Source organism: Pseudomonas flavescens, from assembly GCF_013408425.1.
GTDB lineage: Bacteria > Pseudomonadota > Gammaproteobacteria > Pseudomonadales > Pseudomonadaceae > Aquipseudomonas > Aquipseudomonas fulva_A.
The window spans coordinates 229,071-253,195 of record NZ_JACBYV010000001.1; the positions used below are offsets into that span (position 1 = coordinate 229,071).

Genomic DNA, 24,125 nt, shown 5'->3' on the forward strand with positions numbered 1-24,125 from the left:
TCGAGTTGCGGGGAGAAGGGGTCTTGAAGGTCAACACCTGGCTGCTGTCGGCCGATCGTTCGGTGCAGTGCGACGCGCACGTGCCCACCGAGGGTCTGGTTTCCAAAGTACGGTCACTGTGCATCGCTGCAGCCCGTCCTCGACAACCCCTGACGATGGGACGTCTGGTTCTGGTCGCGCTGCTCGGCCTGCCGACCATGGGCCATGCCGCAGATCAACAGGAGCTGTTCAACTTCGTCCGGCCGATGGACGCGGTACAGATCGGTGGCGAAAACGCCTACCTGCCCAGCGTTACTGCGGAAAGCGCTGCCCAGGGCGAAATCCTGCGCCGCGCTACCTTCAACCCAAGCGAACGCCCGACGCTGCGGCTGACTCCGCAGAGTGGCAACTGGGACTGGTCCGAGTTCAGTGCCATGAGTTTGCGTGTGCAGAACGCCATGGATTGGGCGCTGACTGTCGATGTCACCATCGAAAGTGCCGACGGCAAGCGCCTGACCACCCAGATCGCCCTGCCAGCCGGGCCCGCGCAGACATTGCTGGTGCCGCTGGGGGCTACCTCGCCGCGTGCTCAGGGTATGCGTGCCGGGGCCGTGATGCCGTGGCGTTACGATGGTCGTCTGCTGCTGTTGGCGGAGACCGTCAATGGTGAGATCGACCCGGCGAAGGTCACTGCGGTGACGCTCTCCATCCCCAATCCTCAGGCTGCCCAGCATCTGTTGCTGGGACGTTTCGGTGTGCGCGACAGCGCCGATCTGGAAGACGCCTACCGCGGTATCGTCGATACCTATGGTCAGTTCACTCGCCGCGATTGGCCGGGCAAGATCAAGAACGACGATCAACTGCGCCAGGGTGTCGCTCAGGAAGACAAGCAACTGCAGGCCTGGCAGGCCGATCGCCCCCGGCAGGACAACTACGGTGGCTGGATCGGCGGCCCGTCCTTCGAGGCCACTGGCTTTTTCCGCACCGAGAAGCGGGCAGGGCGCTGGTTCCTGATCACGCCCGAGGGCAACCCCTTCTATTCCCTGGGGGTGAACACGGTCATCGGCAGCGAGAGCCAGACCTATATCGAAGGCCGTGAAAAGATGTTCAGCGCGCTGCCCGCCGAGGGCGAGCCGCTGGCCGCGTTCTACGGCAGCAGCGACAACCAGTCCGATACCGGCGCCAACCGCGGCCGTGCCTTCGACAGTGGTCGTTGGTACGATTTCTACAGCGCCAACCTGCAGCGCACATACGGCGCTCAGGACCCCAAGGTCTGGCGCGAGCGGGCACAGAATCGTCTGCAGGCCTGGGGCTTCAACACCCTGGGTAACTGGAGCGAGAACGATTTCGCCGTCGACAAACGCATGCCCTACAGCATCCCGCTGTCGATCCATGGCGACTACGCGACCATCAGCACCGGTATCGATTGGTGGGGCGGCATGCCTGACCCGTTCGATCCACGATTCGCCATGGCCGCCGAGCGCGCCATCGCCATCGCCACCCGTGACCATCGTGACGACCCCTGGGTGATGGGCTATTACGCCGACAACGAACTGGCCTGGGCCGGTCCGGCGGACGATCCGCTATCGCGCTACGCCCTGGCATACGCGACCCTGCGCCTGACCACCGACGTGCCGGCCAAGCGTGCGTTTCTGAAACAGCTGCGCGACAAGTACCGCAACCAGGAAGGGCTGTCCAAGGCCTGGGGTATCGAGCTGCAGGCCTGGGAACTGATGGAAGACCCTGGCTTCAAGGCGCCGCCGATCAACCCGGCCTACCCGGCCATTGAAAACGACATGAAGCGTTTTCTGCGTCTGTTCGCCGACACCTATTTCAAGACCATCGCCGACTCGCTCGACTGGCACACGCCGAATCATCTACTGCTCGGTGGTCGTTTCTCGGCGAGCATTCCCGAGGCCGTGGAAGCCTGTGCTCAATACTGTGACGTGCTGAGCTTCAATTTCTACACCCGCGAGCCGCAGCACGGTTACGACTTCGAGGCACTGCGCAAGCTGGACAAGCCGATGCTGGTCACCGAGTTCCATTTCGGCTCTCGCGACCGCGGCCCGTTCTGGGGCGGCGTATCCGAGGTCTACAAGGAGGAGGAGCGCGGCCCGGCCTATGCGCATTTCCTCGAGAAGGCCCTCGAAGAACCGCAGATCGTCGGTGTGCACTGGTTCCAGTACCTCGATCAGCCGGTAACCGGGCGCCTGCTCGATGGCGAGAACGGGCACCTGGGGCTGGTGGCGATCACCGACAGGCCGTGGGACGGTTTCGTCCAGGCTGTTCGCAAGGCCAACCTGGCCGTGCCGTCCAAGGTGCTCGAGGAGGCAGCCAAGGAGCCGCCAGCCGCAGCCGCTCCGGCCAAGGACGCGGCGGCCGAGCCTGAAGCCAAGCCGAGCGAAGCGACCACGCCTTAATCACCGGGGCGCCGGGTGAGCCTGGCGCCTCCCTCGCAGGAGCAAGCAGTGCAGATTCAGGGTTACTTCGACCTCAAGTTCGAAGCAGTGAAAGACGCCTTCGCCGATTTCTTCGACGATCCGCAGGAACGCGGTGCAGCGCTCTGCGTTCAGGTGGGCGGTGAAACCGTGGTGGATATCTGGGCCGGGGTCGCCGACAAGGACGGCCAGCAGGCCTGGCACAGCGATACCATCCTCAACCTGTTTTCCTGCACCAAGCCCTTCACGGCGGTTACCGCGCTGCAGTTGGTCGGCGAAGGCAAGCTGGAACTGGACGCACCGGTAGCCCGCTATTGGCCGGAGTTCGCGGCAGCAGGCAAAGAGCGCATCACCCTGCGCCATCTGCTCAGCCATCAGGCCGGGTTGCCGGCGATACGTGAGAGCTTGCCAGCCGAAGCCCTTTACGACTGGCAGACCATGACCCGCGCGCTGGCGGCCGAGGCACCCTGGTGGGCCCTGGGCGAAGGCCACGGCTATGCGCCGATCACCTATGGCTGGCTGGTCGGAGAATTGTTACGGCGTATTGAAGGGCGTGGCCCGGGCGAGTCGATCGTTGCACGCACCGCCAAGCCGTTGGGCTTGGACTTTCATGTCGGCCTGGCCGATGAGGAATTCCACCGGGTGGCGACGATCAGCCGTGGCAAGGGCAATGTCGGCGATGCCGCGGCCCAGCGCCTGCTCAAGACCATGATGAGCGATGCCCAGGCCCTGACCACCCGGGCGTTCGCCAACCCTCCCTCGATCATGACCAGCACCAACAAGCCGGAGTGGCGGCGCATGCAGCAGCCCGCCGCCAATGGCCACGGCAATGCCCGTAGCCTCGCTGGTTTCTACAGCGGTCTGCTCGATGGCAGCCTGCTCGACAGCGAGCTGCTGGCCGAACTCACCCGTGAGCACAGTGTCGGTGAGGACAGGACCTTGCTGACGTCGACCCGTTTCGGCCTTGGTTGCATGCTCGATCAGCCCGCCCTGGCCAATGCCACCTACGGCATGGGGCCGGGCGCATTCGGCCATCCCGGCGCGGGAGGTTCGACCGGTTTCGCGGACCCGCAGCGCGATGTGGCCGTGGGTTTCGTTACGAATAACCTGGGGCCGTTCGTCTTAATGGATCCGCGGGCACAGAAACTTGCAGGTATCTTATGCAAGTGTTTTTAACAATCGCGGCTAAACTCTTGCGTAATATGGCTTTTAGCTGCTGACTCCGGTTTGGCCGGGTGACTTCGACCGATTAGATGTGGATGACCGATGCTTTCCTATAAGACTTGCGCGCTGGCGCTTTGCGTACTGTTGACAGGTTGCTCCCTGTTCGAGAAGAAGGAAGACCCCAAGCCGGCGCCGATGCCGCCGCCCGAGGTTACCCAGGCCTGGCTCGATGAGTACGAGCCGCTGGTGCGCGAAGCGATCAAGGGCAGCAACTTCGAAATCGAACGTCGCGAGAACCTGCTGGTGGTCACCGCCCCGGTCAAGGGTTCGTTCAACCCTGACCGTCCAGGCATGCTGCTGCCGGTCACCCTCGGGCCGATCACCCGCGTAGCCAAGGTGCTGGAGAAGGACAACAAGGTCGGCGTGCTGGTATTGGGGCATGCCGATAGCAGCGGCGCGCTGGAAACCAACCGTGAGCTCAGCCATGAGCGTGCACGTGCCTTCACCGCCATCTTCCGCCTCAGCGGCCTCAAGCAGGATCGCCTGATGGTTCAGGGCATGGGCCCGGACATGCCGCGTGCAGCCAACGACAGCGCCAATGGTCGTGAGTTGAACCGCCGCGTGGAAATCCTGTTGACCCGTCAGGACACCCTGCGCGCATTGATCGCCCAGTACAGCCGGCCAGCTCCGGCCCCGGCGGCTACCGATGCCACCGCTGTGGCCGTGGCCGACAAGCCGGCAGCCAAGGCTGACGCAAAACCTGCAGCCAAGGCGGCGAGCAAGCCTGCAGCCAAGGCGGTGGCCAAGTCATCGGCCAAACCTGCAGCCAAGCCGGCGGCCAAGCCTGCCGCGAAGGCAGTAGCCAAGGCAGCCGACAAGCCTGCGGCCAAGAACACCACCAAGTTGGCCGACGCCAAGAAAGTGGTTGCTTCAGATCAAGCCAAATAGGCGTTACGCCTTTAGACTAGGGTCTCTGTCGCTTCCGAGAATACGCTCATGACACAGACCCTGGCCGACATGCGCCGTGACTACACCCGTGACGGCTTGAGCGAGGAACAGGCTCCACTGGAGCCCTTCTCGCTGTTCAGAAGCTGGTTCGCCGACGCGGTGAAGACCGAGCAACTTCCTGTAGAACCCAATGCCATGTCCCTGGCGACCGTCGATGCCGATGGTCGTCCGCACTGCCGTGTGCTGCTGCTCAAGGGGCTCGACGAGCAGGGTTTCACCTTCTTCAGCAATTACCAGAGCGCCAAAGGCGAGCAGTTGCAGGCCAACCCCTTCGCGGCGATGACTTTCTTCTGGCCGACCCTGGAGCGTCAGGTGCGTATCGAAGGTCGGGTAGAGCGGGTTTCGCCTGCCGAGTCCGATGCCTACTTTCAGGTGCGTCCGCTGGGCAGCCGCCTGGGTGCCTGGGCGTCGCCACAGAGCCGGGTGATCCATGATCGTGCCGAGCTGGAGGGGCTGCTGGCGCAGACCGAACGCCGCTTCGCCGACCAGGCTCCCGAGTGCCCGCCGCACTGGGGCGGATACCGCCTGCTGCCGGAGCGCATCGAGTTCTGGCAGGGCCGTGCCAGCCGTCTGCACGATCGCCTCGACTATCGCCGCGAGGGCGACGCCTGGTTGCGTCGGCGCCTGGCACCCTGACGTAGCCCCATGCCTCGCCATCGCTGCGGCGCATGGCATGTCGCCGGGTCTTTCATTCTGCCTACAATGGCGGCTTCCTTCCCGGAGGCCGCACGATGCTCGAACTCGACTCCACCCTGGCCCAGCACATCGTTGATCGAGCCATGGCCATCCTGCCGTACAACATCAACGTGATGGATGCTCAGGGCATGATCATCGGCAGCGGTGATCCGCTGCGCCTGCATACCCGGCATGAGGGGGCACAGCTGGTGCTGGCCAACCGTCGCGTCGTGGAGATCGACGAGCAGGCCGCAACCTGCCTGCGTGGCGTGCGGCCCGGCGTCAATCTGCCCTTGCTGCACGCCGACGCGCTGATCGGCGTATTGGGTATCACCGGAGCGCCCGAGGTGGTGAGGCCCTATGCCGAGCTGGTGCGCATGGCCGCGGAGATGCTGGTCGAGCAACGCCAGGTACAGGCCGAGCGCCACTGGCAGCGGCATCAGCTGGATGCCTGGCTGCGTCAGCTGTTCGATCCGTCGGTTGCCCTGGGTACTTTGGCGGCTGATGCCGAGCGTCAGGGCCTGGCACTCGGCTGGCCGCGTCAGGTGTGTCTGCTGGAGTTGCAGGAGCAGGGCGAGCCCCTGGCGCAGCAGGCCCGCCTGCTCGGTGCGCTGAGCGGCAAGAGCGAGCACCTGTGCGCACCATTGGGAATGCGCGAATTGCTCTGGTGCCGCCCGTTGGCGGCGGGCCGTACCGACAGCCATTGGCTGGCAAGCGCCGACGAGCGTGACTGGGGCGTGGCTCGCCTGTTGGTCAGCGACCCGGTGCAGTCCCTCGGGCAATTGCGCCAGGCCTGTCTGGCCTTGCGCGATCTGCAGGCTTTCGCCCGGGCACGTTATCCGTCGCAGCGCCTGATCTGCCTGGAGGAGCATCGCCTGCCGACACTGCTCTACGCACAGCGCAACAGCTGGTTGCTGCAAGGCTGGCTGGCGCCGTTGAAGCAGGTGCTGGCCCAGGATGGCAGCGGCGCTCTTCGTGAGACGCTCGAGGCCTGGTGTGCCCATGACGGCCAGGTGCAGAGTTGTGCCGCTGCCCTGGGGATTCATCGCAATACCCTGCGTTATCGCCTCGAACGCATCGCCGAACTCAGCGGTGTCGAGCTGACCCGCCTGGATCGTCGCCTGCAGCTGTCACTGGGCCTGGGCCTTATCGAGCCAGGCTGAAGTTCCGCACGCAAATGATGCATCTGCACAGTAACTGACCTGCGCTTTGCCTTTCTCGTTGTGCGGGTGAACAGGGTGTCGCCCGCTGTTGCTGGGTGACAATGCACGGCACCTGGCAAATCACATAACAACAATGAGGAAACCGGCATGGCTCTGGTTCTGATCCTGGTCGCGCTCATCGCGTTTATCGTGGTGTCGACTACACGTCTCAAGCTGCATCCCTTTCTTGCCCTGCTGATCGCCGCGATAGTCGCCGGCTTCGCTTATCAACTGCCCCATCAGGACATTCTCAAGACTGTCGCCACCGGCTTTGGCGGCATCCTCGGCAACATCGGTGTGGTGATCGTGCTGGGGACCATCATCGGTGTGATTCTCGAGCGCAGCGGCGCCGCCATCACCCTGGCGGAAACCGTGATCAAGCTGCTCGGCGAACGCTTCCCCACGCTGACTATGTCGATCATCGGTTACATCGTGTCGATCCCCGTGTTCTGCGACTCCGGCTACATCATCCTCAACTCGCTGAAGAACGCCCTGGCCGCACGCATGAAGGTCTCCATGGTGGCGATGAGCGTCGCTCTGGCCACCGGCTTGTACGCCACGCATACCTTCGTGCCACCGACCCCCGGGCCGATCGCAGCTGCCGGCAACCTTGGTCTCGAATCGAGCCTGGGTCTGGTGATCGCCGTCGGTCTGTTCGTCGCCATGGTGTCCGCGCTGGCCGGCCTGCTCTGGGCTAACCGCTTCATCGGCAAGGACATCGCTCTCGAGGACGACGGCACGCCAATGCCGGGCGCCGAGGATTTCGAGGCGCTGAAGGCGCAGTACGGAAAACTGCCGAGCGCCACCCAGGCCTTCGCGCCGATCCTGGTGCCCATCGTGTTGATCTGTCTGGGATCGGTGTCGGTATTCCCCAGTCGCCCGCTGGGCGATGGCACGCTGCAGGCCGTGCTGAGCTTCCTCGGTCAGCCGGTGGTGGCATTGCTGGTCGGTCTGGTGCTGGCTTGTACCTTGCTCAGGGGCAACGGCAAGCGCCAGCAACTGCATGACCGGGTGACCGACGGCATTCTCTCCGCCGCGCCGATCATCCTCATCACCGGTGCTGGTGGCGCTTTCGGTGCGGTGCTCAGCGCTTCGCCGCTGGGCGCTTATCTGGGCAGCACCTTGTCCGCATTGGGTATCGGCCTGTTCATGCCATTTCTGGTCGCTGCAGCGCTGAAGACAGCACAGGGTTCCACCACCGTGGCCATGGTCACCACGTCGGCGATGGTCGCGCCACTGCTCGGGCAGATCGGCCTGGATAGCGAGATGGGCCGGGTGCTCACCGTACTGGCGATCGGTGCTGGCGGCATGACCGTTTCCCACGCCAACGACAGCTACTTCTGGGTAGTGACCCAGTTCAGCCGCATGCCGGTAGCCGTTGCCTACCGCGCGCAAACCATGGCTACGCTGATTCAAGGTGTGGTCGGTATCACCACGGTTTGGCTGCTGAGCCTGGTACTTCTCTAAGAACCTGCTCCATGTCTGCTGTGCGTCGGTACTGCGCTGTAAAAAAGGCATTGCCCTAGCTCGCCAGGCCTAGAGAAGGTTCTCAGCCGTTTTCATACGGGACGCCCCGCGGCGTCCCGCTGCATCGAGGTCTTGCCATGAAAATCGTCATCGCTCCTGATTCGTTCAAGGAGAGCCTGAGTGCGCCCGACGTGGCCCAGGCCATCGCCCGCGGCTGGCTCGCCGTTTACCCGGATGCCGAGATCGCGTTGTGCCCCATGGCCGACGGCGGCGAAGGAACGGTGGATGCCGTGCTCGCCGCCACTGGCGGCGAGCGTCGTGAGCTGCGCGTTCAGGGCCCCCTGGCCACACCGGTGCAGGCCCATTGGGGCTGGCTGGGCGATGGTACGGCGGTAATCGAGATGGCCGCTGCCAGCGGCCTGCACTGGGTGCCGAGTGCGCAACGTGATGCCCGAGTGACCAGCAGCTACGGCACCGGGGAGCTGATTCGTGCGGCGCTGGACGCCGGTGCCACGCGGATCATTCTCGGCCTCGGTGGCAGTGCCACCAACGACGGTGGCAGCGGACTGCTGCGTGCATTGGGTGCGCGCTTTCTCGATGCAGGTGGCAACGAATTGCGGCCGGGCGGGGCGGCACTGGCCACGCTGCAGCGCGTCGACCTCAGCGCACTGGATCCCCGTCTGCAGGATGTTCAGGTCGATGTTGCCGCAGACGTCGACAATCCTCTGTGCGGGCCTCATGGCGCGTCGGCTGTGTTCGGTCCGCAGAAGGGCGCCAGCCCGGAGCAGGTCAAGGAACTGGATGCCGCCCTGGCGCGTCTGGCCGAAGTGGTCGGTGAAGCGCTTGGCGAAGACTTCAGCGCTTTCCCCGGTGTCGGTGCTGCCGGTGGCCTCGGTTTCGCTGCCAAGGCGTTTTTCGGTGCGCGCTTTCGTCCGGGTATCGAACTGGTTGCCGAGCTGTCAGGCCTTGCCGAGGCGGTGAAGGGGGCCGACCTGGTGATCACCGGAGAGGGGCGTCTCGACGCCCAGAGCCTGCATGGCAAGACGCCGGTCGGCGTCGCGCGGGTGGCGCAGGCTCAGGGAGTTCCGGTGATCGCCCTGGCCGGCAGCCTGGGGGAGGGGTATCAACAGGTGCGCGAAGCCGGTATCGAAGCCGCCTTCAGCCTGGCGCCAGGGCCTATCACCCTGGAGCACGCCTGCGCCAATGCCGCGCAGGAGCTGCAAGCCCGGGCTGCCGATTTAGCCAGGTTCTGGCGCCTGGCTCAGGCTGCGCGACGCTGATCGGGAACCGATGATTGCGTAATGGCACGGTGACGAACGTAGCCGGCTGCTGTCTATACTCCTGTCAGGGGAGAGGCCCTGTTGCGTCGCCCATCCTGTACCGCTGCTGAACGGGTGATGCAATTTATGGGCATTCACAGTGACCGTCCTGGCGGCCGTGCTGTCATAGCGTTATCAGTCCAGTCTGGAGAATCGTCATGCATAAACCTGGTATTTTCGTTGTCCTGTTTGCCGCAGCGACTCTCACCCTTGGCGGCTGCGCATCGAGCCTGACCGGCGACAGCTATTCCCGCGATGAAGCGCGTGCCGTGCAGACCGTGCGCATGGGTACCATCGAATCCCTGCGTCCGGTGAAGATCGAAGGCACCAAAACGCCAATCGGTGGTGGTGCCGGCGCCGTCATCGGTGGCGTGGCAGGCAGCGGCGTTGGCGGTGGTCGTGGTTCGGCCGTGGCGGCGGTGATCGGTGCTGTAGCTGGTGGTCTGCTGGGTGCAGCTGCCGAAGAAGGCATCACCCGTACGCAAGGCGTTGAAATCACCGTGCGTGAAGACGACGGCAGCATGCGCGCCTACGTGCAGGCCGTTGAGGAAAACCAGATTTTCCGCGTTGGTGAGCGTGTCCGCATCATGACCGTCAACGGCACCAGCCGTGTGACCAACTGATGTTCGTCTGACGGCGCCATGTGCGCCGTCGGTACCATTGCACGAAAGCCGGACCGGCATGCCGATCCGGCTTTTTTCATGGGCGTTATTCGCTAAAAACCGCCATTTAGAGCGTTCGCAAGAGAGTCAGTCGGGCCACGCCGAAATCTCTCCGAGGATAGTTTTAGTAATAATTCTATCCATGACCTTGAGTCGATAGTTAAGCATAATCGAGCTCGCTTTCCTGGTTAGCGCGCTCGCAGCTCACGACTGGAAAAACAAGTCGAACGCCATGGGTGTTTCGCCAGTCAGTTAGAGCGACCGCGCATTATGCGCAGACTTGATCGAAACTGACTTGGCATGCTCCGAGTTGGACTGCTACAGGCGGTTTCTCCGCCTGCCGGGTTGGCATCACGCACACCATCGCAGGGATCGGCCGGACGCCAGGCGCCCGGTATTCTGGCACACACTAACTGGCCGTCTGGCTGCATGACGGGCTTGTACAAGGGGTTTAGTGTATGGCGCTTGCGCTGATCATCGCCTTACCATTTTTAGGCATCTTTCTACCGTTGCTGGCTGACCGCATGGGGCGCTCGCTCTGTGCGCTGGCAGCCGCGATCGGGCCTGCAGCGGCGCTCGTGCTGCTCTGGCTACAGCAGCCGGCGGTGTTCGCTGGCGAGGTACGGATCGTCCGCTATCCGTGGCTGTCGGACCTCGGCCTGGACCTGAGCCTGCGCCTCGACGGCCTGGGTTTCCTGTTCGCCCTGATGATTCTCGGCATCGGTTTGCTGGTGATCCTCTACGCCCGTTATTACCTGGGCAAGCAGGAGCCGATGGGGCGCTTCTTCGCCTATCTGCTGCTGTTCATGGGCGCCATGCTGGGCGTGGTGTTCTCGGAAAACATGCTGCTGATGATGGTGTTCTGGGAACTGACCAGCCTGTCGTCGTTCCTGCTGATCGGCTTCTGGAGTGGCAGTTCGGACGCACGTCGCGGCTCGCGCATGGCCCTGACCGTCACCGGCGGCGGTGGCCTGGCCCTGCTGGCAGGCATCCTGCTGCTTGGCAATATCGCTGGCAGCTTCGAGCTGACCCAGGTGCTGGCAGCTGGCGATGTGATCCGCAATCACGCCCTGTACCCGATTACCCTGATCCTGATTCTGCTGGGCGTCTTCACCAAGTCCGCGCAATTTCCCTTCCATTTCTGGCTGCCGCAGGCCATGTCGGCACCCACGCCGGTGTCGGCCTATCTGCACTCGGCGACCATGGTCAAGGCTGGCGTGTTCCTGCTGGCGCGCTTTTACCCGGTGCTGGCAGGCACGGAGTGGTGGTTCTATCTGGTCAGCGTGACCGGCATGGCGACGCTGCTGTTCGGCGCTGGCATGGCATTGTTCCAGCACGATCTCAAGGGGCTGCTGGCCTATTCGACCATCAGCCACCTGGGCCTGATCACCCTGCTGTTCGGCTTCAACTCTGATCTGTCCTCGGTCGCGGCGGTGTTCCACATTATCAACCACGCCACCTTCAAGGCTTCGCTGTTCATGGCCGCCGGTATCATCGACCATGAAACCGGAAGCCGCGACATGCGGCGTATCGCCGGGCTCTGGAAATACATGCCGCACACCGCCGTGCTGGCCATGGTCGCGGCCTCGGCAATGGCCGGGGTGCCACTGCTGAACGGCTTCCTGAGCAAGGAAATGTTCTTCACCGAGACGCTCAATCAGGATCTGCTCGGCATCTTCAGCTGGATGATTCCCGCCGCGGCTACGCTCGCCGGGGTGTTCTCGGTCGCTTACTCGTTGCGTTTCATTCACGACGTGTTCTTCAACGGCGAGCCGAAGGACCTGCCCAAGTATCCGCCCCACGAGCCGCCGCGCTACATGAAGATCCCGGTGGAAGTGCTGGTCTTCCTCTGTCTGCTGGTGGGCATGCTGCCGGCCTATACCGTGGCGCCGCTGCTGGCCTCGGCGGCCTCGGCGACTCTGGGGGGCGAAGTACCTTATTACAGCCTGTCGATCTGGCATGGCTTCAACCTGCCGCTGGGCATGAGCGTGATCGCCCTGGTGGGCGGGATCATCGTCTACGCCTGCCGCGAGCCGCTGTTCCGTTGGTACAACGGCATGCCGGAGGTGGACGCCAAGGAGATGTTCGAGCTGCTCAACAGCCGTCTGGTGAAGAGTGCGCGCTGGATCACCAGGCTGCTCGAGAGCGGTTCCCAGCAGCGTTACGTGGCGCTGCTGCTGATCAGTGCCCTGGTGCTGATCACCGTCGCGCTGTCGTCGATGGATTCGCTGAGCGGCGAGGTACCCTTATCGCCCCTCGACGGCATCACCGTGCTTGGCATGCTGGTGCTGTGCGTGATGGCCGTGCTCACCGTGGTGTTCCACCGCAACCGCCTCAAGGCGCTGATGACCCTGAGCTGTGCCGGGCTGATGGTGGCCCTGGCGTTCGCCCGTTATTCCGCGCCGGACCTGGCGCTGACCCAGCTATCCGTAGAGGTGGTGACCATCATCCTGCTGGTGCTGGCGCTGTTCTTCATGCCCGATCGCACGCCGATGGAGTCCAGCAGCCTGCGTGGCCTGCGTGACGTGCTGCTGGCCGGTGGTAGCGGGATCGCCGTCGCGCTGCTGGCTTACGCGGTGATGACGCGCCCCTACGACAGCATTGCCTCTTTCTTCCTCGAGAACAGCGTCAGTGGGGGGGGCGGTACCAACGTGGTCAACGTGATCCTGGTCGACTTCCGCGGTTTCGATACCTTGGGCGAGATCAGCGTGCTGGCCATCGCCGCGATCGGCATCTATGGCCTGCTCGCCGGGCTGCACCTGCCTCATCCGCTCACCGACCCGAATGGCAAGCCCTGGTCGCGCGACAGCCACCCGATGATCCTCGACAGCATCGCCCGGGTGCTGCTGCCCATGGCCCTGCTGGTGTCGGCGTTCATCTTCGTGCGCGGGCACAACCTGCCGGGTGGTGGCTTCATCGCCGGTCTGATCACCGCGATCGCCCTGATCCTGCAGTACGTGGCCCACGGCGTTGAATGGACGCAGAGGCGCATGCCCTGGAGTTACCACAGTATCGCCGGTCTTGGTGTGATGATCGCCGCGCTCACCGGCCTCGGCAGCCTGGCTTTCGGCGCGCCGTTCCTGACTTCGGCTTTCGACCATTTCCATCTGCCGGTGATCGGTGAGTTCGAGTTGGCGACCGCGCTGCTGTTCGACCTTGGTGTGTACCTGGCCGTGGTCGGCTCGACGTTGCTGATCCTGTCCAACATCGGTCACGTTAGTCAGGACGAATCGAGCAAGGAGGTACTCTGATGGAAGCGCTATTCGCCATTACTCTGGGCGTGCTGGCTGCCAGCGGTGTGTACCTGCTGATGCGCGCACGTATTTATCCGGTGGTCATGGGCCTTACCCTGATCTCCTACGCGGTCAACCTGTTCCTGTTCGCCATGGGCCGTCTCGGCACCGGCGTGCCTGCGGTGATCGGCAAGAGCAGCGAACACGGCGACCCGATTCCCCAGGCGCTGGTGCTCACCGCCATCGTCATCGGCTTCGCCATGACCGCCTTCGTCGTGGTGCTGTCGCTGCGTGCGCTGGGCGAGCTGCGTACCGACCATGTCGATGGTGAGGAGCCGCGCTGATGAATCATGCGTTGATCCTGCCCATCCTCATCCCGCTGTTCACCGGTAGCCTGCTGCTGATTCGCTCGCAGCTGTCGCTGACCGCCAAGCGCTGGATTTCCCTGCTGGCCACCTGGGCCCTGGTGCCACTGAGCGCCTGGCTGGTACTGCAGGCTGACTCCGGTGCCTTGCAGATCTATGCCTTGGGCAACTGGCAGCCGCCATTCGGCATCGTGCTGCTGCTCGACCGGCTGGCGGCAATGATGCTGCTGGTCACCGCCGTGCTGGCCAGCTTCGCCATGCTCTATGCGGTGCGCGGCGATGACGAGCGCGGGTCGAACTTCCACGCCCTGATGCAATTCCAGTTGCTGGGTATCAATGGTGCGTTTCTTACCGGCGATCTGTTCAACCTGTTCGTGTTCTTCGAGATCCTGCTGATCGCGTCCTACTCGCTGCTGGTCTACGGCGGTGGCCCGAAGCGGATCAAAGCCGGCATGCACTACGTGGTGCTCAACCTGGTGGCCTCGTCGTTCTTCCTGATCGGCGTGGGCATGCTCTATGGCCTGCTCGGCACGCTGAACATCGCCGACCTGGCACTCAAGGTGTCCGAAGCCGATGCCGACCGCCAGCCACTGCTCGCTGCTGCCGGTTACCTGCTGTTGATCGTGTTCGGCCTCAAGGGCGCCATCCTGCCGCTGTATTTCTGGTTGCCCAACGCCTATGCCGCGGCTACGGCGCCGGTGGCCGCTCTGTTCGCGATCATGACCAAGGTCGGTCTGTATGCGGTGATCCGCGTCTTTACCCTGGTGTTCGGCAGCGAGGCGGGCGAGCTGGCCCACCTGATCGACTACCTGCTCTGGCCGCTGGCGGCCCTGACCCTACTGGCCGGCGTTGTCGGCGCCCTGGCCGCACGCAGCCTCGGCCGCTTGATCGGCTACCTGGTGATCGTGTCGGTCGGCACTCTGCTGGCGGGTGTCGCCATGGGTACGGTGCAGAGCATCGGTGCCGCGCTCTACTACCTGATACACAGCACCTGGGTGTGTGGCGGTTTGTTCCTGCTCGCCGACCTGCTGGCCCGCCAACGCGGCGAGATCGGCTTGCGGCTACGCAAAGGTCCGCAGTTGCTGCAGCCGAAACTGCTCGGCGGGCTGTTCTTCATCGGTGCCATTTCCGTCGCCGGCCTGCCGCCTTTCTCCGGGTTCCTCGGTAAGCTGATGCTGTTGCGCTCGGTAGAAACCGGTATGCAGACGCTGGTGCTCTGGCCGGTCGTGCTGGTCGGTGGCTTGGGTATGGTGATCGCTCTGGTACGTGCAGGCAGCACGCTGTTCTGGCGCTGCACCGGCGAGACGGCACCGGCCGCCGAGTTCGACCGGATTCGCGCCCTGGCGGCCATCGGCCTTCTGGCTGGCGGCCCGCTGCTGGTGATCGCCGCGCAGCCGATCCATGAGTATGTCCTGGCCGTCGCCCAGCAGTTGCTGGATGTCGATAGCTACCTGCAGATCGTCCGCGGAGGTGATGCATGAGCCGATCCCGATGGTTGCCCCATCCCATGCTGACTGTGCTGCTGACGATCATCTGGTTGTTGATGGTCAACGCCCCCAGCTTCGGTCACTTGCTGCTTGGCGCCTTTCTTGGCTGGGGCATCGCTTTTCTGTGCCAGGGCTTCATGCTCGACGTGCCGCGCTTGCGCCGCCCGCTGCTGCTGTGCCGCTACCTGCTGATGGTGCTCTGGGACATCGTGGTCGCCAACCTGCACGTCGCGCGGCTGGTGCTGGGCCCAACACGCAAGTTGCGACCGGCATTCGTCGAGGTGCCGATGGCCATCGAAAACGAATTCATGCTGTCGGTGCTCGCTTGCATCCTGTCGCTGACGCCGGGAACCGTTTCCTCGGGCCTGAGCAACGATCACAAGACCCTGCTGCTGCATGGTCTTGATGTACCCGACGAGCAGGAGCTGATTACCGAGCTCAAGTCGCGCTACGAAGCCCCGCTGATGGAGATTTTCGAATGCTCGCGTATGTAATTCCCTTTTGCATGACCCTGATGGGCGTTGCCGTGACGCTCAACGTGATTCGCCTGGTGCGCGGCCCGGATATGCCGGATCGTGTGCTTGCTCTGGATACGCTGTACATCAATGCCCTGGCATTGATCGTGGTATTCGGTATCTGGCTGAAGTCGGATCTGTTTTTCGAGGCGGCGCTGCTGATCGCCGTCATGGGTTTCGTCGGTACCGTCGCGGTGGGGAAACACCTGCTGCACGGCGAGATCATCGACTGAGGAGCGTATTGTCATGCCATTCTGGATCGAAGCATTGGTGGCGTTTTTTCTGCTGGTCGGCTGCTCGTTTGCGCTGATCGGCGCCATTGGCCTGTACCGCCTGCCGGACTTCTTCACTCGCCTGCACGGCCCGACCAAAGCCACCACGCTGGGCGTCGGCAGCATGGTGGTGGCGTCGATGATCTTCTTCGGTAGCCATGAAGAGGGGCTGAGCTTCCATGAGCTGCTGATCACCCTGTTCCTGTTCATCACCGCCCCGGTCAGTGCGCACATGCTCGCCAAGGCGGCGATGCAGCAGAAGGTCAAACTGGTACGTCGCACCCGTGGGCGGCCCTGGGAGTCCTGAACTGGGCTGCCGGTTTGCCGCCTGACTGTGCCTGTCGGCGGCTCTGCATCACTTCTACACTGCGTCAGTCCTGATCCCGAACGAGGCCTGGCAGATGCAGTGGCAAATACGCGCGGCGACCGCCGCTGACATCCAAGCGCTTTGTGCGCTGATCTTCGAACACGGCCCTAACCCGTGGAATCACCTACCGCGCGCCGAGGTGACTGCCCATTTGCATGGCATCGCCGATGGCAGCACGCGCGCGCTGCTGGCGGAGGGCGAGGGTGGGTTGCTGGGGTTCGTCAGCCACGTGCGTACCACCTGGTTCCACGAGTATCAGCCCCTGGGCAGAGGCGATGACGAGCACGCTTATATCTGCGAGGCGGTGACCCACCGTGACATGGCAGGGCGCGGGCTGGGTTCGGCGTTACTGCGCCAGGTGGTGACGGATATCCGCAGCGAGGGCATCAGCGATATCTATATCGACCGCCATGAGGAGAACGCCGCTTCGGCGGGCATGATGCGCAAGGCCGGATTCGTCGAGATCACCCGTTACGATGATCCCGAGCGCCGGCCCAATGGCTCGCGGCGTACCAGCTTGTGCCGCTGGCAGCCGGATTAGCCGGCCAGTAGCGCCCGTGCCACGCCCTCGGCAACGCGGATACCGTCGACACCGGCGGAGAGAATGCCGCCGGCGTAACCGGCACCTTCGCCAGCCGGGAACAGGCCGCGCACGTTGAGGCTCTGCAGGTCTTCACCGCGGGTGATGCGCAGCGGCGACGAGGTACGGGTTTCGATGCCGGTAAGCACCGCATCGTGCAGGTCGAAGCCCCTGATCTGCTTGCCGAAGGCCGGCAGGGCCTCGCGGATCGCCTCGATGGCGAAGTCCGGCAGGGCCGCTGCCAGATCGCCCAGCTTGATCGCCGGCTTGTAGGACGGCTCGACGCTGCCCAGGGCTTCGCTCGGCTTGCCAGCGATGAAGTCGCCCACCAGCTGACCCGGTGCTTCGTAGTTGCTGCCGCCCAGCACGTAGGCATGGGACTCCAGACGCTCCTGCAGCTCGACCCCGGCCAGCGGGCCACCGGGGTAATCCTGCTCCGGGGTGATGCCCACCACGATGCCGGCGTTGGCATTGCGTTCATTGCGCGAGTACTGGCTCATGCCGTTGGTCACCACGCGATGCGGCTCGCTGGTGGCGGCCACCACGGTGCCGCCCGGGCACATGCAGAAGCTGTACACCGAGCGGCCGTTCTTGGCGTGGTGCACCAGCTTGTAATCGGCAGCGCCGAGTTTCGGGTGACCGGCGTACTTGCCGAGGCGGGCGCGGTCGATCAGCGACTGGGGGTGTTCGATACGGAAACCCACCGAGAAGGGCTTGGCTTCCATGAACACGCCGCGCTTGTGCAGCGCGCGGAAGGTGTCCCGAGAACTGTGGCCGAGGGCCAGGATGACGTGGCGGCTGTGCACCTGTTCGCCGTTCTCCAGTTCCACGCCGACCAGTTGACCGTCTTCGATCAGCACATCACTGACACGTTGCTGGAAGCGTACTTCGCCGCCCAGCGCCTTGATCTCTTCGCGCATGGTGGCGACCACGCCGGTCAGGCGGAAGGTACCGATATGCGGCTTGCTGACATAGAGGATCTCCTCCGGCGCACCGGCCTTGACGAATTCCTCCAGCACCTTGCGGCCGTAGTGGTTCGGGTCCTTGATCTGGCTGTACAGCTTGCCGTCGGAAAAGGTCCCTGCGCCGCCTTCGCCGAACTGCACGTTGGACTCCGGGTCGAGGACCTTCTTGCGCCACAGGCCCCAGGTGTCCTTGGTGCGCTGACGCACTTCCTTGCCACGTTCGAGGACGATCGGCTTGAGGCCCATCTGTGCCAGCAGCAGGGCTGCGAAGATACCGCAAGGGCCGAAGCCGATCACCAGCGGGCGCTGTTGCGGTTGCTGCTCGGCAGGAATGCTCAGCGGTTTGTAACGCACGTCCGGGGCGACGCCGAGATTGCGGTCGTTGCTAAGGCGCGCCAGCAGCGCCGCTTCGTCGCGCACGCTGAAATCGAGGGTGTAGATGAACGGCATGTCGCCGGACTTCTTGCGCGCATCGTAGCTGCGCTTGAACACGCTGAACTCGAGCAGTTCGCTGTCTTCGATACCCAGTCGCTCGACCAGGGCTGGGCGCAGTGCGTCGTCGGCATGGTCGAGGGGCAGTTTCAGTTCGGTGATGCGCAGCATGTGGAGTCCACCTATCAGGGCCGGAGGTCACCCGGCAGCTTTTCGAGGGCGGCGATTATGGACGAAAAAAGCCAGTCAGGCTGCAGTTCGCGCGTCGCAGTCGACGGGCAGCCGAAGCAGGGTCGGTGTTCGGTGTGTCCATTCGAGGGTCAGGTGCGTCAATCTCAGGACTTCACTGGTGCAAAAGGACATTCGCATGCAGTCGTACAGGACATTGACCCTTGGTTATCTGGCCGGTCTGATCACGCCTCTCTGGCTGGCGTTCGGCGTGGCTCTGGCTGGGGCGCTTTACCCCGGTTACAGTCACTTTGATCAGGCCATGAGTCTGCTTGGCGCCGAAGGGGCACCGACTCGCCTCATCTCGCCGATGATCAACAACTTCCCGCTGGGTGCGCTGTTCATGCTGTTCGGTGTCGCCGTGCTGCTGAGCTTCGATAATTGTTGGGCGCGGTTCAGCGGCCTGCTGATCATCCTCCACGGCCTGGGCAGCTTCGGCACCGGCTACTTCCCCTGTGACGCAGGTTGTGCACCGCAAAGCCCGTCGACCAGCCAGAACGTGCATAACCTGGGGGGGCTGGTCATGGCGCTCAGTCTGTTGCTCGCCAGTGCACTGTGGGTTTATCTGGGCCGCCGCCTGCTCGGCTCCCGGCGGTTTTCCTGGTTCTCACTCGTGTGCACGCTATTGGCACTCGGCACCCTGCCGTTGATGGCGGCCGCCGTGCAAAGTGGACAGGGCTTTGGTTTCTATCAGCGCATCAACTACGGGGTGTCGCTGCTGTGGGTGGCCACGCTGGCATTGGTGCTGATGCGCCGCTCCCGGGGATAGTTCGCGTTTACTTACGATTTGCCGGTGTTGCCCGGCGCAGGGAGTTGTTAGGGTCTTGACTCACCTTTCATAGGGATATCAAGGGGATAACATGAGCGAGCAACCCAGGAGCGACGCAGCTCCGGTCAGCGTTCTGCTGGCCACCGACCTGAGCGTGCGTTGCGATCGCGCACTGGATCGGGCCGCGCAACTGGCCGGTGAATGGCAGGCCATGCTGGTAGGCGTCAACGTGCTGGAAACAGGCCAGGCGCCGGATCTGGTACTCGGTTGGGCCAGCGCTCGGGACGACGCGAGCCTGGCGCGCTTCGCCGAGCAGCGGTTGCAGGAGGATCTCGCCGGCCTCGACGTGCCTGTGCGGCTGCGTATCGAGCGTGGCGAACCGGTGCAGGCCATCGCCAAGGCTGCGCGGGAAACCGGCAGCGCACTGGTGGTGACCGGCGTTGCCAGCAACGAGCTATGGGGCCGGCTGTTGCTCGGCTCAACCGTCGAGTCACTGATCCGGCAACTGCCACAGCCCTTGCTGGTGGTTCGCCAGCGGCCGCGCGGCCGCTACCAGCGCATTCTGGTCGCCACCGACTTTTCCGATTCGTCGCGCCATGCATTGCATGCCGCTGCCCGCTACTTTCCGGACCGCGAGCTGGTGCTCTATCACGCCACCGAAGCGCCGATGTCCGACCGTCTGGAGCGAGTGATCGACGGGCAGACGCGTCAGCATATCGAAGAGGGCGATTACGCGGCCTTTCTTGCGGCCAGCGATCTGCCGGAGGGGGCGGGCACGCGTATCCGCATCGTCATCGAACAGGGTTCGTTGGGAGCTTCACTGAGCCACTACGTGCGTGAGCATGCGGTGGATCTGGTGGTGATGGGCACCCACGGCCGCAGCGGGCTGATGAACGTGTTGTTGGGCAGTGCGGCCAGCGAACTGCTGCAGTGGGTGCCGTGCGACACGCTGGTCGTGCGCGAGCCCCGCGCCGGCGAGTAGTTAGCGCGCTTGCAGCCAGCGCCGACGCTGCTCGGCATCGTGGAACGTCCAGGCCACGAAGCGGCTCTGCTTCTGGCCCTGGCTCATTTCCACGGTCCGCGTTTCCACGGCGCCGACTTTCTTCAGTGTGGCGTACACGCCAGGCAGGTTGCCGGATTTGGAGATCAGCGTGCTGAACCACAGCACCTGCTCGCGGTGATCGGCGCTTTCACGAATCAGCCGGGCGACGAATGCCGCTTCGCCGCCCGGACACCACAGCTCGGCAGCCTGGCCGCCGAAGTTCAGCACCGGCAGCTTGCGCTTGGGGTCGAGCTTGCCGAGGTTGCGCCATTTGCGCTTGCTGCCGCTGGCGGCTTCGTCCGCCGAGGCGTGGAAGGGCGGGTTGCACAGGGTCAGTTCGAAGCGCTCCTCAGGCTTTAGCAGGCCGCTGAACACATGCCCGGCATCGGGTTGCAGGCGCAGGTCGATCTGTTCGCTAAGGCCTTGATTCGACTGCACGATGGCCTTCGCCGAGGCGATGGCCTGAGAGGCGATATCGGCACCCAGAAAATGCCAGCCGTACTCGCGGTTGCCGAGTAGCGGGTAGATGCAGTTGGCGCCTACGCCGATATCCAGCGCCCGTATCGTCGCGCCTCTGGGGATCTCGCCGGTGTTGTCGGTCGCCAGTAGATCGGCCAGGTAATGCAGGTAATCCGCACGCCCGGGAATGGGCGGGCACAGGTAGTCCGCCGGAATGTCCCAGTGCGTGATGCCATAGAACTGCCGGAGCAGCGCGCGGTTGAACACCTTCACCGCCGCCGGGTTGGCGAAATCGATGCTCTCCTTGCCATATGGATTGATGATCACGAACGCCGCCAGCTCCGGGCTGGTCTTGATCAGCGCCGGAAAGTCATAACGCCCCTGATGGCGGTTGCGCGGATGCAACTGGCCCTTGTCGGCTGACGGGGCGGATGGTTTCGGTGGGCGTTTGGCGGACATGCTGATGGATCACGGCAGGGGTGGGGGCGCATTTTCCCACAGGTGATAGTGGTGTGCTTGCCGGCTTTCGCCGATCCCTGGAAAACCGCAGCGAGCTGCCCTCGGTTGTCGGGATGCGTACTGACTCAGGTCAAGGGGCTACTGCCTGCGCAGCCCTAGACTGGCTCCATCTAGGGGAATGACAGGGAGGCCGGACATGGCCTATCTCAGATGGAGCGATGACCTGAATACCGGAATCGCGGTGATCGACGGCCAGCACCGGCGTATCGTCGACATGATCAATGAGCTGTACGTCGCTCAGCAGGAGGGTGCGCGCGAGGGCGTGGCCCTGGTGATCGAGGAGCTGTTGGATTACACCACCTCGCACTTCGCCTTCGAAGAGGCGATGCTCGAGGAGGCCGGCTACGTCTTCACCAAGGCCCATAAGCGGGTGCACGACATTTTCATCAAGCGGGTCGACGACTACCGCACGCGATTCAAGCAGGGCGAAGACGTCTCCGACGAATTGCGCAGCCTGCTCGGCCGCTGGCTGTTCGGGCATATCCGCAACGACGACCAGAACTACGTGGCCGCGGTCACCGAAAACCTCCGCCGCCTGGCCGCCGACAAGACCGAAGAGGGGTGGTTGAGCCGCGCCAAGCGCCGCTTCTTCCACGCGGCGTAGCGGGCTGTTCCATGGTCGTGATCGTTCCTCACGCTCCGCCTTGGATGCGGCCGATGGGTGGGCTGAAGCGGATCGCCGCCCGGCTCACCCTACGATCCTGTGCGGGCTGTAGGGTGGGCTTCAGCCCACCAAATCGAAGGACCGCCCGCTAGAGCGGGAAGATCCACGGCACCATTACCACGCTGACGATCATCACCAGGATGGTGAACGGCACGCCGATACGCACGAAATCCCCGAAACGGTACTGCCCCGGCCCAAGCACCAGGGTATTCACCGGCGACGAGATCGGTGTCATGAAGGCAGCCGAGGCGGCCAGGGCGACCGTCATGGCGAAGGGCACGGGTGACGCTCCCAGTGCCTGGGCCGTGGCGATCGCCACCGGAGCCATCAGCACCGCCGTGGCGGTATTGGAGATGAACAGGCCGATGAGGGCGGTGACAGCGAACAGGCTGGCGAGGATCACCCGCGGCCCGGCTTCGCCGAGCGCACCGACCAGCCCGTTGACCGCCAGATCGATTCCTCCGGTTTTCTGCAGGGCCAGGGCGAACGGCAGCATGCCGACGATAAGAATCAGGCTCGGCCAGTGGATCGACCGGTAAGCGCTGGGCATGTCGACGCAGCGGAAGGCGCCCATCAGCAGGCAACCGATCAGTGCGGCCATGACATTGGGCACCAGGCCGCTGATCATCAGGCCGACCATCACCGCCAGGCTCAGCAGGGCATAGGGTGCCTGGCGCGCGGCGGGAGCCACTTCATCGACTTCGGCGGGCAGGCTGAGTACCAGAAAGTCGCGATTGAGGCTTTGCAGGTGATGGATCCGCTTCCAGCTGCCAGCCACCAGCAGGGTGTCGGCGTGGGTCAGCTTCTCGTCCACCAGCAGGCCTTCGAGCGCCTGACCATGACGGCGCAGGCCGACCACGTTGAGCTTGTAACGGCTGCGCAGACCGAGCTCCTGAATGCTTTTGCCCGGCAGGTGCGATTCCGGCGGCAACGCCACTTCGGCCAGCCCCAGTTCATGGGAGTGCACGCTGTAGTAGGAATTGCGCAGCGGCAACGCTTCCAGGCCCAGCTCCTGATAGGCGCCGAGCAGGGCGATGGCCGGGCTGGCCAGGTCGACCAGCAGCACGTCACCGGCCTGAAGTTGAGTATTGCCGGTCGCCATCAGCAGTAGAGTGCGGAACTGCCGCTGACGCTCCACGGCGATCACGTTGATGCCGTACTGCGAGCGCAGGTGCAGCTCGTCCAGCGCCTGGTTGGCAAGCGGCGAATCGGCGCGCACGCGCAGACGTCGTTCGCGCTCGTTGAGGCGGTAGCTGTTGGCCAGATCGCTCAGGGTCAGTCGCGGCGGTACAGAGGCGTCACCGTCGGCATCACGCTGCAACCAGCGACGTGTGGCAAGCATGTAGAGCACGCCCAGTACCAGCACGGCGAGCCCGATTGGGGTGAAACTGAAGAAGTCGAAGCCCGGCAGGCCAGCGCGAAGCAGCTCGCTGTGCACCACCATGTTCGGCGGCGTGGCCACCAGGGTCAGCATGCCGCTGATCAGGCCGGCGAACGCCAGTGGCATCATCAGCCGGCCCGGTGCGATCTTCAGGCGCGCCGCCACACCCAGCACCACCGGAATGAAGATCGCCACCACGCCGGTCGAACTCATCACCGAGCCGAGCCCGGCCACTGCCACCATCAGCAGGACCAGCAGGCGGGTTTCGCTGCTGCCGGCTTTGGCCACCAGCCAGTCGCCGAGACGGTAGGCGATACCGGTGCGCACCAGGCCTTCACCGATCACGAACAGCGCGGCAATCAGGATCACGCTGGGGTCGCTGAAGCCGGCCAGGGTTTCCTGGATGCTGAGCACGCCGGTCATCGGCAGGGCGACGATGATCATCAGTGCGACCACGTCCATGCGTGGCTTGTCGAGGACGAACAGCACCACTGCGGTGAACAGCAGGCCCAGCACCATGAAGAGGTCGAGGGTCATTCTGGCTCCTTGCCCGATCTCTTGCTCTGGCCGTTACTCAGGCCTTGGCGCGAGATCGTCTGAGTTTGCTGCAGTGTTTCAGGGGTAGCCGAGAACGGCCTTGACCTGCTGCAGATTGGCGGCGATCCAGCCTTTGTCGATGGCGCCCCAGTCGCGGATCACGTAGTGGCCTGCATTGTTGCGTTCGCCGTCCTGTTGCTGGAACTGGCAATCGATATCCAGCTCTTCCAGCGCGCTCAGGGTGTCCTGTGCGGTACGCCTGGGCATGCCCGTGGCGGCCATCAGCGCCGGCACGCTGTCGGCCGCGCCGCTGTCGATCAACCAGGCGACGTAGAGACGGCGGTAGAAACTGGTCTTGGTCTTGCTCACTTCCATTTGCAGGGGCCCGATCATGTG

At 63.9% G+C, this 24,125-nt stretch carries 21 protein-coding genes and 1 pseudogene; 18 read left to right on the forward strand and 4 right to left on the reverse strand.

Annotated elements, in window-relative coordinates; translation table 11 throughout:
• The first annotated feature begins 155 nt into the window (after positions 1-155).
• From FHR27_RS01010 to FHR27_RS01080, 15 genes and pseudogenes are all read left to right on the forward strand, one after another.
• A complete protein-coding gene (locus FHR27_RS01010; RefSeq protein ID WP_179540004.1) occupies positions 156-2,399 on the forward strand; it encodes a beta-agarase in 2,244 nt (747 codons plus the stop codon).
• A 48-nt stretch (positions 2,400-2,447) separates the two neighbouring features.
• Positions 2,448-3,593, forward strand: coding sequence for an EstA family serine hydrolase (locus tag FHR27_RS01015; RefSeq protein ID WP_042555255.1), 1,146 nt, complete (start codon positions 2,448-2,450; stop codon positions 3,591-3,593).
• A gap of 171 nt (positions 3,594-3,764) precedes the next feature.
• Positions 3,765-4,529, forward strand: a pseudogene (locus tag FHR27_RS01020) (OmpA family protein); the annotation flags it as partial.
• A gap of 48 nt (positions 4,530-4,577) precedes the next feature.
• The gene (gene pdxH / locus FHR27_RS01025) at positions 4,578-5,225 is read left to right on the forward strand and encodes a pyridoxamine 5'-phosphate oxidase (protein WP_042555257.1); all 648 of its coding nucleotides are present in this window, start codon (positions 4,578-4,580) and stop codon (positions 5,223-5,225) included.
• A gap of 95 nt (positions 5,226-5,320) precedes the next feature.
• Complete coding sequence (locus FHR27_RS01030; protein ID WP_042555258.1) at positions 5,321-6,427, forward strand: sugar diacid recognition domain-containing protein; 1,107 nt, start codon at positions 5,321-5,323, stop codon at positions 6,425-6,427.
• A gap of 147 nt (positions 6,428-6,574) precedes the next feature.
• Positions 6,575-7,933 carry a GntP family permease gene (locus FHR27_RS01035; protein WP_042555259.1) on the forward strand — a complete coding sequence of 453 codons (1,359 nt, stop codon included), beginning with the start codon at positions 6,575-6,577 and terminating at the stop codon, positions 7,931-7,933.
• 137 nt (positions 7,934-8,070) lie between these two features.
• The gene (locus FHR27_RS01040; protein WP_042555260.1) at positions 8,071-9,213 is read left to right on the forward strand and encodes a glycerate kinase; all 1,143 of its coding nucleotides are present in this window, start codon (positions 8,071-8,073) and stop codon (positions 9,211-9,213) included.
• A 197-nt stretch (positions 9,214-9,410) separates the two neighbouring features.
• Positions 9,411-9,875: an outer membrane lipoprotein gene (locus FHR27_RS01045; RefSeq protein ID WP_042555261.1), complete on the forward strand. Its 465-nt coding sequence runs from the start codon at positions 9,411-9,413 to the stop codon at positions 9,873-9,875.
• Between the two features lie 497 nt (positions 9,876-10,372).
• Complete coding sequence (locus FHR27_RS01050; protein ID WP_179537550.1) at positions 10,373-13,165, forward strand: monovalent cation/H+ antiporter subunit A; 2,793 nt, start codon at positions 10,373-10,375, stop codon at positions 13,163-13,165.
• The gene (locus tag FHR27_RS01055; protein WP_042555263.1) at positions 13,165-13,491 is read left to right on the forward strand and encodes a Na+/H+ antiporter subunit C; all 327 of its coding nucleotides are present in this window, start codon (positions 13,165-13,167) and stop codon (positions 13,489-13,491) included. The genes FHR27_RS01050 and FHR27_RS01055 overlap by 1 nt, the downstream gene beginning before the upstream one ends.
• A complete protein-coding gene (locus tag FHR27_RS01060; RefSeq protein ID WP_042555264.1) occupies positions 13,491-14,993 on the forward strand; it encodes a monovalent cation/H+ antiporter subunit D in 1,503 nt (500 codons plus the stop codon). Before FHR27_RS01055 ends, FHR27_RS01060 begins: the two co-directional genes overlap by 1 nt.
• Positions 14,990-15,493 carry a Na+/H+ antiporter subunit E gene (locus tag FHR27_RS01065; protein ID WP_179537551.1) on the forward strand — a complete coding sequence of 168 codons (504 nt, stop codon included), beginning with the start codon at positions 14,990-14,992 and terminating at the stop codon, positions 15,491-15,493. The genes FHR27_RS01060 and FHR27_RS01065 overlap by 4 nt, the downstream gene beginning before the upstream one ends.
• On the forward strand, positions 15,478-15,747 hold the full coding sequence (locus tag FHR27_RS01070; RefSeq protein ID WP_042555266.1) for a K+/H+ antiporter subunit F: 270 nt from the start codon (positions 15,478-15,480) through the stop codon (positions 15,745-15,747). The genes FHR27_RS01065 and FHR27_RS01070 overlap by 16 nt, the downstream gene beginning before the upstream one ends.
• Before the next feature lie 13 nt (positions 15,748-15,760).
• On the forward strand, positions 15,761-16,093 hold the full coding sequence (locus FHR27_RS01075) for a Na+/H+ antiporter subunit G (RefSeq protein WP_042555267.1): 333 nt from the start codon (positions 15,761-15,763) through the stop codon (positions 16,091-16,093).
• 94 nt (positions 16,094-16,187) lie between these two features.
• A complete protein-coding gene (locus tag FHR27_RS01080) occupies positions 16,188-16,694 on the forward strand; it encodes a GNAT family N-acetyltransferase (protein ID WP_042555268.1) in 507 nt (168 codons plus the stop codon).
• Here FHR27_RS01080 and FHR27_RS01085 read toward each other — a convergent pair.
• Positions 16,691-18,301: an NAD(P)/FAD-dependent oxidoreductase gene (locus FHR27_RS01085; RefSeq protein WP_179537552.1), complete on the reverse strand. Its 1,611-nt coding sequence runs from the start codon at positions 18,299-18,301 to the stop codon at positions 16,691-16,693. The genes FHR27_RS01080 and FHR27_RS01085 overlap by 4 nt on opposite strands.
• A 196-nt stretch (positions 18,302-18,497) precedes the next feature.
• On the opposite strand from FHR27_RS01085, the gene FHR27_RS01090 reads away from it, so the two are divergent.
• Complete coding sequence (locus FHR27_RS01090; protein WP_179537553.1) at positions 18,498-19,127, forward strand: DUF998 domain-containing protein; 630 nt, start codon at positions 18,498-18,500, stop codon at positions 19,125-19,127.
• Positions 19,128-19,218: 91 nt separating this feature from the next.
• The gene (locus FHR27_RS01095; protein ID WP_179537554.1) at positions 19,219-20,109 is read left to right on the forward strand and encodes a universal stress protein; all 891 of its coding nucleotides are present in this window, start codon (positions 19,219-19,221) and stop codon (positions 20,107-20,109) included.
• On the opposite strand, the gene rlmF is transcribed toward FHR27_RS01095, so the two are convergent.
• A complete protein-coding gene (gene rlmF / locus FHR27_RS01100; RefSeq protein ID WP_042555271.1) occupies positions 20,110-21,087 on the reverse strand; it encodes a 23S rRNA (adenine(1618)-N(6))-methyltransferase RlmF in 978 nt (325 codons plus the stop codon). It lies immediately after the preceding gene.
• Positions 21,088-21,283: 196 nt separating this feature from the next.
• On the opposite strand from rlmF, the gene FHR27_RS01105 reads away from it, so the two are divergent.
• Positions 21,284-21,751, forward strand: a complete 468-nt coding sequence (locus FHR27_RS01105; protein ID WP_042555272.1) for a bacteriohemerythrin — start codon at positions 21,284-21,286, stop codon at positions 21,749-21,751.
• Between the two features lie 148 nt (positions 21,752-21,899).
• Here FHR27_RS01105 and FHR27_RS01110 read toward each other — a convergent pair whose 3' ends face one another.
• Positions 21,900-23,729, reverse strand: a complete 1,830-nt coding sequence (locus FHR27_RS01110; protein WP_042555273.1) for an SLC13 family permease — start codon at positions 23,727-23,729, stop codon at positions 21,900-21,902.
• Positions 23,730-23,807: 78 nt separating this feature from the next.
• The gene (locus FHR27_RS01115; protein ID WP_042555358.1) at positions 23,808-24,104 is read right to left on the reverse strand and encodes a winged helix-turn-helix domain-containing protein; all 297 of its coding nucleotides are present in this window, start codon (positions 24,102-24,104) and stop codon (positions 23,808-23,810) included.
• Positions 24,105-24,125: the final 21 nt, after the last annotated feature.